The organism is Microbacterium sulfonylureivorans, assembly GCF_003999995.1.
Lineage (GTDB): Bacteria > Actinomycetota > Actinomycetes > Actinomycetales > Microbacteriaceae > Microbacterium > Microbacterium sulfonylureivorans.
In genome coordinates, this window is record NZ_RJAD01000001.1 from 1,286,589 (window position 1) to 1,298,946 (window position 12,358).

General features: G+C 69.9%; 15 protein-coding genes. 5 read left to right on the forward strand and 10 right to left on the reverse strand.

What is annotated here, in order from left to right:
- Positions 1-61 precede the first annotated feature (61 nt).
- Both EER34_RS05695 and EER34_RS05700 read left to right on the forward strand, forming a co-directional pair.
- Entirely contained in the window at positions 62-373 is a 312-nt protein-coding gene (locus EER34_RS05695) for a DUF2470 domain-containing protein (protein ID WP_127473550.1), read from the forward strand.
- A gap of 49 nt (positions 374-422) precedes the next feature.
- Positions 423-1,076 (forward strand): biliverdin-producing heme oxygenase, encoded by a 654-nt coding sequence (locus EER34_RS05700; RefSeq protein WP_127473551.1) that lies wholly within the window; start codon positions 423-425, stop codon positions 1,074-1,076.
- Here the strand turns inward: EER34_RS05700 and EER34_RS05705 are convergent.
- Positions 1,064-2,440: an ATP-dependent DNA helicase gene (locus EER34_RS05705; RefSeq protein ID WP_127473552.1), complete on the reverse strand. Its 1,377-nt coding sequence runs from the start codon at positions 2,438-2,440 to the stop codon at positions 1,064-1,066. The two genes, EER34_RS05700 and EER34_RS05705, sit on opposite strands and share 13 nt — an antisense overlap.
- A gap of 9 nt (positions 2,441-2,449) precedes the next feature.
- Positions 2,450-2,935 (reverse strand): MerR family transcriptional regulator, encoded by a 486-nt coding sequence (locus EER34_RS05710; protein WP_127473553.1) that lies wholly within the window; start codon positions 2,933-2,935, stop codon positions 2,450-2,452.
- A gap of 54 nt (positions 2,936-2,989) precedes the next feature.
- On the opposite strand from EER34_RS05710, the gene EER34_RS05715 reads away from it, so the two are divergent.
- Positions 2,990-3,832 (forward strand): NAD(P)/FAD-dependent oxidoreductase, encoded by an 843-nt coding sequence (locus tag EER34_RS05715; RefSeq protein ID WP_127473554.1) that lies wholly within the window; start codon positions 2,990-2,992, stop codon positions 3,830-3,832.
- An 81-nt stretch (positions 3,833-3,913) separates the two neighbouring features.
- Positions 3,914-5,047: a hypothetical protein gene (locus EER34_RS05720; protein WP_420845960.1), complete on the forward strand. Its 1,134-nt coding sequence runs from the start codon at positions 3,914-3,916 to the stop codon at positions 5,045-5,047.
- A gap of 3 nt (positions 5,048-5,050) precedes the next feature.
- On the opposite strand, the gene EER34_RS05725 is transcribed toward EER34_RS05720, so the two are convergent.
- The 3 genes from EER34_RS05725 to EER34_RS05735 form a co-directional block, all read right to left on the reverse strand.
- Positions 5,051-7,030 carry a bifunctional copper resistance protein CopD/cytochrome c oxidase assembly protein gene (locus tag EER34_RS05725; protein WP_127473556.1) on the reverse strand — a complete coding sequence of 660 codons (1,980 nt, stop codon included), beginning with the start codon at positions 7,028-7,030 and terminating at the stop codon, positions 5,051-5,053.
- A gap of 152 nt (positions 7,031-7,182) precedes the next feature.
- Positions 7,183-7,470 carry an HU family DNA-binding protein gene (locus EER34_RS05730; protein ID WP_127473557.1) on the reverse strand — a complete coding sequence of 96 codons (288 nt, stop codon included), beginning with the start codon at positions 7,468-7,470 and terminating at the stop codon, positions 7,183-7,185.
- Positions 7,471-7,702: 232 nt separating this feature from the next.
- Positions 7,703-8,293, reverse strand: coding sequence for a TetR/AcrR family transcriptional regulator (locus tag EER34_RS05735; RefSeq protein ID WP_127473558.1), 591 nt, complete (start codon positions 8,291-8,293; stop codon positions 7,703-7,705).
- Between the two features lie 173 nt (positions 8,294-8,466).
- Between EER34_RS05735 and EER34_RS05740 the strand changes: the two genes are divergently transcribed.
- Positions 8,467-9,324 (forward strand): alpha/beta hydrolase, encoded by an 858-nt coding sequence (locus EER34_RS05740; RefSeq protein WP_127473559.1) that lies wholly within the window; start codon positions 8,467-8,469, stop codon positions 9,322-9,324.
- Between the two features lie 234 nt (positions 9,325-9,558).
- Here the strand turns inward: EER34_RS05740 and EER34_RS05745 are convergent, their stop codons facing one another.
- The 5 genes from EER34_RS05745 to EER34_RS05765 all read right to left on the reverse strand — a co-directional run bounded on the left by EER34_RS05745 (position 9,559) and on the right by EER34_RS05765 (position 12,342).
- On the reverse strand, positions 9,559-10,662 hold the full coding sequence (locus tag EER34_RS05745) for an alpha/beta hydrolase fold domain-containing protein (protein WP_127473560.1): 1,104 nt from the start codon (positions 10,660-10,662) through the stop codon (positions 9,559-9,561).
- A 95-nt stretch (positions 10,663-10,757) separates the two neighbouring features.
- Positions 10,758-11,063 (reverse strand): 30S ribosomal protein S14, encoded by a 306-nt coding sequence (gene rpsN, locus EER34_RS05750; protein WP_055961646.1) that lies wholly within the window; start codon positions 11,061-11,063, stop codon positions 10,758-10,760.
- 3 nt (positions 11,064-11,066) lie between these two features.
- Positions 11,067-11,237, reverse strand: coding sequence for a 50S ribosomal protein L33 (gene rpmG, locus EER34_RS05755; RefSeq protein WP_005051772.1), 171 nt, complete (start codon positions 11,235-11,237; stop codon positions 11,067-11,069).
- Positions 11,237-11,473, reverse strand: a complete 237-nt coding sequence (rpmB, locus tag EER34_RS05760; RefSeq protein ID WP_127473561.1) for a 50S ribosomal protein L28 — start codon at positions 11,471-11,473, stop codon at positions 11,237-11,239. Before rpmB ends, rpmG begins: the two co-directional genes overlap by 1 nt.
- A 200-nt stretch (positions 11,474-11,673) precedes the next feature.
- Positions 11,674-12,342: a DNA-3-methyladenine glycosylase gene (locus EER34_RS05765; RefSeq protein WP_127473562.1), complete on the reverse strand. Its 669-nt coding sequence runs from the start codon at positions 12,340-12,342 to the stop codon at positions 11,674-11,676.
- Between the last annotated feature and the right edge of the window lie 16 nt (positions 12,343-12,358).

The following is a 12,358-nucleotide window of genomic DNA, read 5'->3' on the forward strand; positions in this document are numbered from 1 at the left end:
CGTCCATAGATTCAAACACACCCGGCCGTGGGAGACCCACCTCACTGCCTAGGCTGGAACGATGACGCACCACTTCGACGACTCCGCTCTGGCCGGCGTGCTCGGCCACATGAACGGCGACCACGGGGATGACAACGTCCTGATCGCCCGGGCATTCGGCGTCGGGTTCGACGTGGTGGACGCCGTCATGACCGGATTCGACGGCGACGGCGGCACGTGGCGGGCGACTCTCGCCGACGGCACGACCGCGGACATCGCCGCAGCGTGGCCCGGCGGGCCCATCACCGAGCGCCCGGAGGTGCGGCGTGAGATCGTCGCCCTCTACGACGAGGCGTGCCGGCGCCTCGGCATCGAACCGCGTCCGCACGCCTAGTTCGAAATGGGGATAGGTTAGGCGACCCTAAATCTCTTACAATGGGCCCATGAGCGACCCGATCCCGTTCTCCGCCGCCCTGCGGGAGCGATCCAGCCGTGCCCACTCGTCCAGTGAGCACGCCGGCTTCATGGCCGACCTCATGACGGGGGAGGGCACGCGCGATGACTACGTCGCGCTCGTCGCCCAGCACTGGTTCATCTACGAGGCGCTCGAGCGCACCGCAGGCCAGATGCGCAGCGATCCCGTCGCATCGGTCTTCATCAGCGACAAGCTGACGCGCCTGCCCGCGCTCGAGGCCGACCTCGAGTTCCTCGTCGGCCCGGACTGGAAGTCGGCGATCACACCGCTGCCGACCACGCAGCGGTATGTCGACCGCATCAACGAGGTGGGCGCGACGTGGCCGGGCGGATTCGTCGCCCATCACTACACCCGCTACCTCGGAGACCTGTCCGGCGGCCAGTTCATCGGCCGGCTCATGGCGCGCCGATTCGGCTTCGAGACCAACGGCATCGGCTTCTACCTCTTCGAGGACATCGCCGATCCGCGGGCGTTCAAGGACGTCTACCGCGACCAGCTCGACGCGGCACCATGGGATGCCGCGGAGCAGGAGCGGGTGATCGACGAGGTGCTGCTCGCGTATCGGTTCAACACGGAGCTGTTCGACGACCTGGCCCAGGCGAAGGCCGCTCAGGTCGCCTGAGTCTGCGCCTGCGCCTGCGCGCGCACCCCGGCCATGAACCGCTGCACGTCGGGGTCGACGCGTATGTCGCTCGGCCGGAGCGGCCGTGAGAGGTAGAGCCCGTCGAGCGACGTCAACCGTGACAGCGCGACATACGTCTGTCCGGGTGCGAACGCGCCCGACCCGAGGTCGACGATCGCCCTGTCGTACGTCTTGCCCTGCGACTTGTGGATCGTGACCGCCCACGCCAGGCGCAGCGGGAACTGGGTGAACTCGGCCACGATCTCGCGCGAGAGCGACTTCGATCCGGCGTCGTAGGCGTAGCGGAACCTCTCCCACACCGCCGGCTCGACATCGAACTCCTCGCCCTCGACGTCGACCCTCACCGTGCCGCCGGCGATGCGCGTGACCGTGCCGATCGTCCCGTTGACCCAGCGCGGCGGCTCGCCGAAGGACTGGGTGTCGTTGCGCAGGAACATGACCTGTGCCCCGACCTTGAGCTTGAGGTCGACGTCGGCGGGGTACGAGGCATCCCCTCGCCCGAAGTCGCCGTTGATCTCGGCGGTCGCGGTCTGCTCGCGGCCGATGAGCTCAGTGAGATGGCGGCGGTTGATGCCGTTGACGATGTCGTTGCGCGTCGCGAGCGTGATGATCGGATGCTCGCCGTCGGCCGGGTCGGGAGGCGTGCGCGCACCGGTGTCGTTGAGGATCTGCGCGATGTCGGCCGTCACCCTGCCGTACCGCACGGCGTTGAGCATCGCCTTGAACGCCGGGTCGGACTGACGATGGATGTCGACGAGCTCGCGAATGTGCAGGTCGGCGCCGTAGGAGCCGATGTCGATGATGCCGTCGCTCGCGGTCTCGCCGACCCACACCTTCGCGTCGAAGAACCAGAATGAGCGGTAGTGGTCGCGGATGTAGCGCAGCTCGTCGCCGCGCGGCGGCACCGGGGCGAGCTGGTACGGATCGCCGAACATCACGATCTGGACCCCGCCGAACGGCTCGGCGCGGCGACCGCGCGCCTGCCGGAGCGACCGGTCGATGGCGTCCATGAGGTCGGCGTTGACCATGGAGATCTCATCGATCACGAGGGTGTCGATGGCGTTGAGGATCTTGCGCGCGGCATCGGACTGGTCGATCTCGCCGTTCGCGATCAGCCCGATCGGCAGACGGAACAGCGAGTGGATCGTCTGTCCTTCGACGTTGAGCGCGGCGACCCCGGTGGGAGCGCACACCGCGATCGACTTGCTGGTGTGCCAGGCGAGGTGCTGCAGCAGGGTCGATTTGCCCGTGCCGGCGCGGCCGGTGACGAAAACGTGCTCCCGCGTGTCCTCGATGAGCCGGAACAGGGACTCCTGCTCGGCGGACAGCGGCGGCGTGGTCACCGATTCATGTTAGCCAGCGGATGCCGGACCCCGGCCGGCGACGGGCGGATCGGTGGACGACGCCTCCCCGTCCACAGGCGGTTCGGCATCCCGCCACCGACCCGTGCCGGCGACGACCTCGTCCATGATGGCGCGGAAGCGCGGGCACGTCGTGATGTCGTGCGAACGGCAGCGGAGCGCGTGCTCGGTCATGCGTCTCGACTGCTCCATGTCCGCCATCCGCCGGGCGAGGTCGGCCAGGTGCTCCGCGAGCACACGGTGACGCTCGGGCGCCTGCTCGTCGAGCAGGACGCCGATCTGCTCGAGGCTCATCCCCGCCGCCTTGCTCCGCACGATCACCCCGACGCGGACGAGATCGTCGTCGGAGAAGAGCCGGCGGCCGGAGCTATCGCGCTCCGGATGCAGCAGACCGACGTCCTCCCAATGGCGAAGCACGTGCGTGGCGAGCCCGAACCGATTGGCGGCATCCCCGATCGGAAGGCGACTTGACTTCATGTCGACATGAAGTCACAGGATCGAGGAGAACACAAGCAAGAAGGAGGACGCGCCGTGTACGAAGCGATCGTGATCGGGGGCGGACCCGCGGGTCTGCAGGCCGCGCTGACACTGGGACGGATGCATCGGCGAACGCTGCTCGTCGATTCCGGCGAGTACCGCAACGGCACCGTCGAGCATGCCCACAATCTGCTGGCGAACGACGGCGTCGCACCCGCCGAGCTGCGCGCCCGCGCTCGGACGGAGCTCGTCGCGTACCCGACGGTCGAGGTGCGCGATGCCGCGGTGGAGAGCGTGGTCGCCGCCGACGGCGGGTTCACGATCGCCCTCGCGGACGGGGAGGTCGTGCGGGCCGCTCGCGTGGTGCTCGCGACCGGGGTCCGCGACGAGCTGCCGCCGATTCCCGGACTCGCGGCCGAGTGGGGTCGGCGCGTCGCGCAATGTCCTTTCTGCCACGGCCACGAGTTCGCCGGGCGGGCGGTCGCGGTGGCGCTCGACGGCGAGCACGCCGAGATGATCCGGCGGATGCTGGCGCCGTTGGCGTCGGAGGTCGTGGTGATCCCACCGGGGTCGATCGAACGCATCGTCGCCGAGGCCGAAGGTCTTCGCATCGAGACCCGCGACGGCACTGCCCGGTCCGTGGCCGGCCTCTTCGTGGCTCCGACGCCGAGCCAGCGGGCGCCCTTCGCCGAACGACTCGGGTGCCGGATGCTGCCGAGCGGCGCCGTCGAGGTCGATCTGGTCGGCGCCACCTCGGTGCCCGGCGTCTACGCCGCGGGCGACATGGCCCACACGGCGGCGGCCGCCGGCCCGATGGTCTCGCTCGCCGCGGCGATCGCGGCCGGTCAGATGGCGGCCGCGGGGGTCGTGCGCGACCTCACCTCCGCCACGGCCTGACCGCACCGCGCATCTCCGTATGACGGAGGTTCGGGGAGAACGCCGGCGACTTCCTAGACTGGAGCGGTGGACCAAGGGGCGGTGGACACCACGGCTGGTCGCGCGTCGGCGCCGCCGGCGCCCTCCGCGAGCCCGGGCGACGGCACCCCCGGACCGATCCAGCCGCCCCGCAAGCCTCGCCGTCGGCGCAGCCTCGCGCTCGACCTCACGCTGCTCGGCGTGGTCGGAGTGCTCCTCGTCGGTGCGACCGCCGCAGCGGTGGGCGCGATCCAGAAGGAGTTCTACAGCCCGACGGCCTTCGTCGAGCGCTACCTCTCGATGCTCGCCGACGGCGACGCGGCCGAGGCCCTCACCGTGCCCGGCGTCGCCGTCGACTCGGCGGCGCTGGAAGCCGCCGGGCTGCCCGCCACCGCATCGGAGGCGCTGCTGCGCGAGGCGGCGCTCGCACCGCTCGCCGACGCTCGCGTCGTGTCGGAGACCGTCGACGGCGAGATCACCCGCGTCAGCGTCGAGTACGAGGCGGGCGGATATCCCGGCACGACCACGTTCGCCGTGGCGCGCGACGGATCGATCGGCCTCGCCCCGACGTGGCGCTTCGCCACCAGCCCGCTGGCGGTGATGGACCTCGTCGTGAAGGGGTCGATGGTCTTCTCGGTGAACGGGTTCGAGATCGACAAGCGTCAGGTCTCGGTGGACGGAGCGGATGCCGATCCGCTCGCCGCCGTCCCGCTCCTGGTGTTCTCACCGGGCCTGTACTCCGTGTCGGTCGACACGGCCATCTCGGCGACGCCGGGCGTGGCGGTCCTCTCCGACAGCCCATTCCACGACATCCCCGTCGAGATCCAGGCGGAGGCCACCGACGAGTTCATCGCGGTGGTGCAGGGAGAGGTGGAGGAGTTCCTCACGGCGTGCGCGACGCAGGAGGTGCTGCAGCCCACTGCGTGCCCGTTCGGATACGTCGTTCAGGATCGCATCGACTCGCTGCCGAAGTGGTCGATGGTGAAGCAGCCGAGCGTGAAGGTCACGCCCGAGGGCGCCGGCTGGCGCATCGAGCCGGCCGATGCGACCGCGCACATCGAGGTCGACATCCAGTCGCTGTACGACGGGTCCATCAGCCACGTGAGCGAGGACGTCCCCTTCATCGTGACCGGCCAGATCACGGTGCAGCCCGACGGCCGGGCATCGATCGTCGTGTCGGGCCCTGACACGCAGTAGGCGTCAGCGACCCGCCCGGGCATCCCGCTCGGCGAGCTCGGCGAGGCGGGCGTTGTACTCCTCGAGCTCCGCATCGCCGGTGCGGTCGGCGTGGCGGTCCCGGCGCTTCTGGTCACGGGCATCGCTGCGGCTCCACTGGATCGCCACCGTGATGGCGAGGATGAGCGTCGGGATCTCGCCGATCGACCAGGCGACGCCGCCGCCGGTGTACTGGTCGTCGAGCGGAGTCGCGCCCCACGTGCGCCCCATCGATCCGAACCACTCGGCCACCATCAGGCCCGACTGCATCATGATCGCGATCCCGAAGAACGCGTGCATCGCCATGATGCCGATGAGCAGCAGGAGGCGCCCCGGGTACGGCAGTCGATACGGCACCGGATCGATTCCGATGAGCGTGAGCACGAAGAGATACCCGGTGAAGAGGAAGTGCGCGGTCATCCACTCGTGACCGAGGTGGTCGTACAGCGACCAGCGGAAGAGATCGGTGTAGTAGAAGATCCACAGCGAGCCGATGAACAGGCCGGCCGCGACGAGCGGGTTCGTCAGCACGCGGGCGACGGGCGAGTGCACCGCCCACAGGATCCATTCGCGCCCACCGCGCGTGCCATCGTCCCTCTTGCGTATCGCCCGGGCCGCGAGCGTGACCGGGGCGCCGGCGACGAGCAGCAGCGGGATCGCCATGGTGAGGAGCATGTGCCCGACCATGTGCATGCTGAACAGGTAGTCCTGGTAGACGTTGATCACGCCGCCGGTCACCCAGACGAGCAGCCCGAGCCCCGCTACCCACATGATGGTCCGGTAGATCGGCCATTCGTCGCCGCGGCGACGCAGGCGCCATACGCCGACGAGGTAGAAGAACACTCCGAACCCTGCCGCGACGGCCCACAGCAGGTCGATGTTCCAGGCCGTGAGCCAGCGGTCGGGGGTGAGCTCGACCGGCAGCGGGGCGCCCGTCAGCACCTCCGCGGGGGTACGGACGGCGGGGAGACCTGCCGAGACCGGCGGAGGCGTGCGGGCGAGGGCGGCCGCCGCACCGCTCGCCGCGCCCATCAGCACGATCTCGAACACGATCAGGGTCCAGAACGTGCGGGATGCCGCATCCTCCCGGAGTCGCCCGATCAGACGCAGCCGATACCAGGCGCCGAAGACGCCGAGCCCGATCAGCGCCACGATCTTCACGCCGAGGATGACGCCGTACGGCGACAGAAGCGCGTCCCAGCTCTGCAGCCCGATCGCCGCACGCACGGTGCCCGACACGGCCACGACGACGAACGCCGCGAGAGCGATGCTCGAGTACCTCGAGAGCACCGGCGGGAGGCGGTCGCGGCCGAGGAGCGGGCGCACGAGAACCATCAGGATCAGCCCGCCGAGCCACACGGCTGCGGCGATGATGTGGAGGATGAGCGCCGTCATGGCCTCGTGGTGGAACGCCTCTTCGCCGGAGTGCCCCTGGGTGCCCATCGGCACGAGCGCGGCGACGGCGAGGATCCCCACGACGAACGTCGCCGTCCAGGAGCGCACGGCGAAGGTCAGGACGGTCAGCCCGGCACCGGCGACGGTGGTGATGAGCCAGGTGCGTCCGACTTCCGTCTCGATGAGGAAACGGCCGAGCTGCGCCCCGAACTCGGGACCGGCGTCGATCGCCGGGTTGAAGGCGTCGATGAAGGTGAGGAAGCCAGTTGCGGCGGCGGAGACCGTGAACACGGCGGCCGAGATGGATGCCGCATCGAGCGCGACGTCGAACTCTCGCTCGCCCGCCTTGAGGGCGAACAGGGCGGTGACGAGTGCACCCACCATGCCGGCGGCGGACAGGTTCACGAAGAGCTTGGCGACGGGGAGTCCCCAGCGCGCGAAGGGCCCCGGATCGCCGATCGCCAACGGCGCGGCCCCCCCGCCGTACGCCAGCGCCCAGACGAGCACGACGAGCGCGCTGACGACGAGGATCACCGGCCCCGCGGCCCGCAGGGCCCGTGCTGGACCCATGCGCCCCGAGGCTCCGCGCGGCGCGCCGGCGCCGTGTGGAGTGGGCGTGGGGATCACACCTCAAGCCTAGGCGTGCGCCGGAGCGTTGATCGCCGACCCCGGGCAAAGCAGAAGGGGGATGCCGCGGCATCCCCCTTCTTGTGTGGTCGTCGTTACTTGACGGCGGCCTTCAGCTTGGAGCCGGCGGTGACCTTCACACGCTGGCCGGCGGGGATCTTGATCTCCTCGCCCGTCTGGGGGTTGCGGCCGGTGCGAGCCGACGTCTCGACGCGCTCGAACGAGATCCAGCCGGGGATCGAGACCTTGCTGCCCTTGGCGACCGCCTCGGAGACGGTGGAGAAGAGGGAGTCGAGCACGCCCGACACGGCGGACTGGCTCTGCCCGGTCGCGCTGGCGATGCTCGCGACGAGTTCGGTCTTGGTGATGGACTTGTCGGCCATGGGGATTGTCCTCCAAAAGGCGGCGGAATCGCCGTCCTTTTCATTGCTCGGACCGGACGGCATTCGCCCCCCGGCTGGTCGGATCGACCGCCTCGAATGTACCTGACTTCGCGCGCAGATCCGCGTATTTCCGGGGTTTTCCGCCGTTCCGGGCGGCGTGTCGGGGGTCAAAGTGGCCTGTGTGACCGATGTGACGCCCGTTTCAGGCCCGATCCGTGACGGGAACGTGGGCTCAGCGGCGGTGCGAGGCGATGACTCCGCGGGCCGTCCGGGCGAACGCGGGAGCGACCCGATCCTGACCGTCGAGGTAGCCGCCGACGAGCGCTGCGTCGCGCAGCAGCACGAGGGAGGATGCCACATCGGCGGGGTCGACGAGGCCTGCGGCGGTCGCGAGCTGCTCCAGCGTCGAGCGGAACCACTCGCGATGAGCGTCGATGAGGTCGCGCACCGGACCGGCGTCGGGGTACTCCGCGGCCGCGTTGATGAAGGGGCAACCGCGCGTGTGGCGCTCGCGGATGTCCTGCTCGATGCCGCCGATGACGAGCTCGAGCAGCACGTCGGGATCGGATGATGCCGCGCCGGCCTGGGCGAACAGTGCGCGAAGGCCCTCGTCCTCGCCCCGCAGATAGGCCAGGACCAGACCCTCCTTGCCCTCGAACTGCTTGTACATCGTCGCGCGGGTCACGCCGGCCGCTTCGATGATGCGATCGACGCCGACCGAGTGGATGCCTTCGCGATAGAAGAGGTCGGTCGCGGCATCCAGGAGCCGTCCTCTGGCAGGGGAGGGGCGGGTGCTCGCGGCCTGCGCGGGGGTGGTGCTCATGGTTCTCCTCCGGGGTCCATCGTGCCACTTCGAACTGATTTGAGAATCTTTGGGAATACTCTTGTGTAGATAGAACGTTCGGTCTACTATCAGATTACATCAACCGGACGGCACAGGATCCGGAATCTGGAACTCAACACAAAGCCCACCGCGACACCACACAGGAGATCGACATGAACACCACGACCAAGACCCCCATCGTCCTCATCCATGGCCTCTGGATGACCCCGAAGAGCTGGGACACCTGGGCCGAGCGCTTCCGCGCCGCCGGCCACCAGGTCATCGTCCCGGGATGGCCCGGCATCGACGACCGCACCGTCGAAGACATCCGCCGCAACCCCGCCGCACTCAAGGGGATCGGCCTGAAGCAGATCGCCGACAACTACGAGCGCATCATCCGCGAGCTGCCGCAGAAGCCGATCATCATCGGCCACTCGTTCGGTGGAGTCCTCACCCAGATGCTCGCCGACCGCGGCCTCGGAGTCGCGTACGTCGGCGTCGCACCCGGACAGACCGCCGGCGTCACCGCGCTCCCGCTCTCGACGCTGTGGACCGGCACGCCGATCCTCGCGAACCCCTTCGGTCGGAACGGCGCGAAGCCGCTGTCGAAGCGCCACTTCCACTTCACCTTCGGCAACGACCTGCCCCGCGAGGAGTCCGACAAGCTCTGGGAGGAGTTCGCGGTGAACTCGTACAACCGGGTCTTCTTCGAGGGCGTGCTGTCCGTGCTCAACGAGAAGGGCGGCGTCACCCACGTCGACTACGGCCGCACCGACCGCGCACCGCTCCTCATCATCACGGGTGAGATCGACCACGTCGTGCCGCCCGCCATCGGCGAGGCCATCGTGAAGAAGTACCAGAAGTCGGGCAGCCCCGCGATCGTCGACTACAAGACGTACCCGGGTCGCACCCACCGCCTCGTCAGCCAGGACGGCTGGGAGGAGATCGCCGACTACGCCCTCGAGTGGGCCACCACCCACCAGGTGCGCGAGGCGCAGGCGGCCGCCCCCGAGACCGAGGCGGCACAGTAATCGGATGCCCCCCGGCGCCGACGGGGAACCACTCCGCCGCCGGGACGCCAGCCCTGCTGGGGTCCCGGCGGTCGAGTGGTGTCTCGGCCGGTGTCCGTGGTGGGACACAGGGCCCGGAGTTCGCGAGAGCTCCGGGCCCTTCCGCTGCCCGGCGCCGACAGTGCGCAAATCACGGCGGCAGCAGCGGTCGCGTAGCCGTTCGTGCGCTCTCGGCCGGAGCCCGCGTTGCGGTGGTCAGTCGTGCAGGCGGCGGAGGGCCGTCAGCACGTCCGCGTGCCAGCGACGCGCGGCGGGGAGCACGGCCGTGAAGATCGCGGCGTCGTGGGTCACGCCGAGGTAGCGGACGGCACTCGCCTCGACCCCTGCTCTGCGCAGCGCTGCGGCGTAGGCCTCGCCGTCGCCGCGGAGCGGGTCGTACTCCGCCGTGAGGATCACCGCCGGAGGGAGTCCTTCGTGGGATGTCGCCCGCAGCGGAGAGGCGAGCGGCTCGCGCGCATCGGCGGGTCGGGCGAGGTAGGTGCGCGCCACGGAGCGCAGCTCGCGCAGCGCGATGATGCTCGGGATGCCGAGCGCCCGCGTCGCGCGCAGGTCGAGGTGCTTCCCGGTCAGGTCGACCACCGGGACTTCGAGCACCTGGAGCCGGAGCGGGTGCCGGGCGCCGTCACGGTTGGCGAGGGTCAGAGCGGCCGCGATGTTCGCCCCCGCCGACGCCCCGGCGACGCCGATCCGCTCCGGGTCGATGCCCAGCTCGCCCGCCTGGGCGAAGAGCCAGTCCAGCGCGGCGGTCGCCTGCCCGACCGCGACCGGGTACCGATGCTCGGGCGCCAGCGCGTAGTCGACGGCCGCGATCGCGACCCCCGAGTCCGCTGCTCGGCGGCGGTACGCGGCATCCGTCGTGGGATAGTCGATGCCCCCGATGCGGAAGGCGCCCCCGAAGAACGCGAGGACGGCGGGAACGGGGGCTCCCGTCTCGTCGGGGTGGTAGACGCGCACGCGCACTGCGGGGAGTCCGGGCGCGTCCACCCGGTGCTCGGTGGTGCGGATGCCGGGGCCCGGCGTGCCCACCGTGCGCAATTCGGTGCGGTCCCACGCGAGGGCCGCTCGTCGATGGCGGGCCCGCGCGCGTGATCGCGCATCGTGCGTGACGGGTCCGCGGCGGAGCTCGGCCCGCACGTCTTCTCGCCCCGGTCCTTCCGCCGCCGAGTCCGACGACGCCGGCGACTCCCGCGTGAAGGGCCAGAGCGCGGACACGCGCGCACCCACCTGGCGCAGGTTCTTCTCGAGGAGGTATCGCCGATGCACGCGCAGGCGCTCGGCGAAGAACGGATCCAGGGGCATCCTTCACTCCTCGCTGTCCGGGAGAACGAGTGTAGGCGAATGCGCAAAGGGCGGGGTTCCGGAGAACCCCGCCCTTTGCGGAAATGCTGTGGTGCTTACCAGCTCGACTTGGTCACGCCGGGCAGCTCGCCGCGGTGCGCCATGTCACGGAAGCGGACACGCGAGATGCCGAACTTCGTGAGGACACCGCGGGGACGGCCGTCGATGACGTCGCGCGAGCGCACGCGGGCGGGCGACGCGTTGCGGGGCAGCTTCTGCAGGCCCACGCGAGCGGCTTCGCGCTGCTCGTCGGTCGACTCGGGCGAGACGAGCGCCTTCTTCAGCTCGGCGCGCTTCGCGGCGTAGCGGTCGACGACCACCTTGCGCTGCTCGTTGCGTGCGATCTTGCTCTTCTTAGCCATGGATCAACGCTCCTCTCGGAATTCGACGTGCTTGCGGATGACCGGGTCGTACTTCTTGAGCACGATGCGGTCGGGGTTGTTGCGGCGGTTCTTGCGCGTCACGTAGGTGTACCCCGTGCCGGCGGTCGAACGCAGCTTGATGATCGGACGAACGTCCTGAGCCTTCTTGGCCATCAGAGCTTCACACCCTTCGCGAGCATGTCCTTGACGACGGACTCGATGCCGCGTGCATCAATGACCTTGATGCCCTTGGCCGAGACGTTGAGCTTGATGTTGCGACCCAGCGACGGAACGAAGTAGGTCTTCTTCTGCACGTTCGGGTCGAAGCGGCGCTTCGTCCGGCGGTGCGAGTGCGAGATGTTGTGACCGAAGCCGGGAACAGCTCCAGTCACCTGGCACACTGCTGCCATAGTGAATTCTCCTTAGTACCGTGAAGCCGGACGGCCCCACCCAAGATCCCTTGTCTGCACCCCACGCCACAGCGAACCGTTTCCGGTCTGCCGAGGAGTTGGGATGCGAACTGCGTGCTGGAGTGCGCGCAGACAAAGAGTCAGTCTAGCACGGTGGATGCCCCGGCCCCGCCCCGCCACCTCCCTGCGCTGATCCCGGATCAGTCCAGTGGCCCGGCGCCGCGCCCCCACCGGAAGGCCGAGACCGTCGGATCGCCGTCGATCCAGAAGCGCCATGGGAAGGCCGCCGTCCCCGCGGCGCCGGCCACCCCCACGCGGGGACCGGCGGCCACCTCGGCGAGCGGCTCCGTGAGCAGGCGCAGTCGGGCGATCGCGCCATGCCACGGATCACCGGCGATGGCGTCGATGCCGTCGTGCACCGGATGCCGCAGCCCCACCGCGTCGCCGAGCCTGCCCGGTCCGCGTGCGAGGTCTCGGGCGCTGCGCGCCGCGGGCCGGCGCCGGGCCGCGGCATCCGCTCCTTCGATCACCTCGCCGCCGCGGAGGAGGATTCCGCCCGCGACGCCGACCGGGCCGCACACGACGTTGACGCACGAATGGATGCCGTGGCTGAGGTAGACGTACAGATGTCCGGGCTCGCCCCACATCGTCGCGTTGCGGGCGGTCGGACCCATGCGGGCGTGCGAGCCGGGATCGGCGATGTGCCCGGTGCCGAGGCCGTGGTACGCCTCCACCTCGGTCAGCCGGACGGTGACGGTCTCCCCGCCCACGACGGTGGTGAGGTGTCCGCCGAGGAGGCGCGGGGCGACGTCCGCCGGGAGCCCGGCGAGGTCCTCGCGGCGAGCGCGTGACAGCTCGGGAAGGGCCATGCCGGGAGTCTACGCA

Bases quoted from the DNA above. Each gene is read 5' to 3' on its own strand.
- EER34_RS05725 (WP_127473556.1), bottom strand. From the start codon at position 7,030: ATGGGTCCAGCACGGGCCCTGCGGGCCGCGGGGCCGGTGATCCTCGTC.
- EER34_RS05730 (WP_127473557.1), bottom strand. From the start codon at position 7,470: ATGGCCGACAAGTCCATCACCAAGACCGAACTCGTCGCGAGCATCGCC.
- EER34_RS05740 (WP_127473559.1), top strand. From the start codon at position 8,467: ATGAACACCACGACCAAGACCCCCATCGTCCTCATCCATGGCCTCTGG.
- EER34_RS05745 (WP_127473560.1), bottom strand. From the start codon at position 10,662: ATGCCCCTGGATCCGTTCTTCGCCGAGCGCCTGCGCGTGCATCGGCGA.
- rpsN (WP_055961646.1), bottom strand. From the start codon at position 11,063: ATGGCTAAGAAGAGCAAGATCGCACGCAACGAGCAGCGCAAGGTGGTC.
- rpmB (WP_127473561.1), bottom strand. From the start codon at position 11,473: ATGGCAGCAGTGTGCCAGGTGACTGGAGCTGTTCCCGGCTTCGGTCAC.
- EER34_RS05700 (WP_127473551.1), top strand. From the start codon at position 423: ATGAGCGACCCGATCCCGTTCTCCGCCGCCCTGCGGGAGCGATCCAGC.
- rpmG (WP_005051772.1), bottom strand. From the start codon at position 11,237: ATGGCCAAGAAGGCTCAGGACGTTCGTCCGATCATCAAGCTGCGTTCG.
- EER34_RS05695 (WP_127473550.1), top strand. From the start codon at position 62: ATGACGCACCACTTCGACGACTCCGCTCTGGCCGGCGTGCTCGGCCAC.
- EER34_RS05765 (WP_127473562.1), bottom strand. From the start codon at position 12,342: ATGGCCCTTCCCGAGCTGTCACGCGCTCGCCGCGAGGACCTCGCCGGG.
- EER34_RS05735 (WP_127473558.1), bottom strand. From the start codon at position 8,293: ATGAGCACCACCCCCGCGCAGGCCGCGAGCACCCGCCCCTCCCCTGCC.
- EER34_RS05710 (WP_127473553.1), bottom strand. From the start codon at position 2,935: ATGAAGTCAAGTCGCCTTCCGATCGGGGATGCCGCCAATCGGTTCGGG.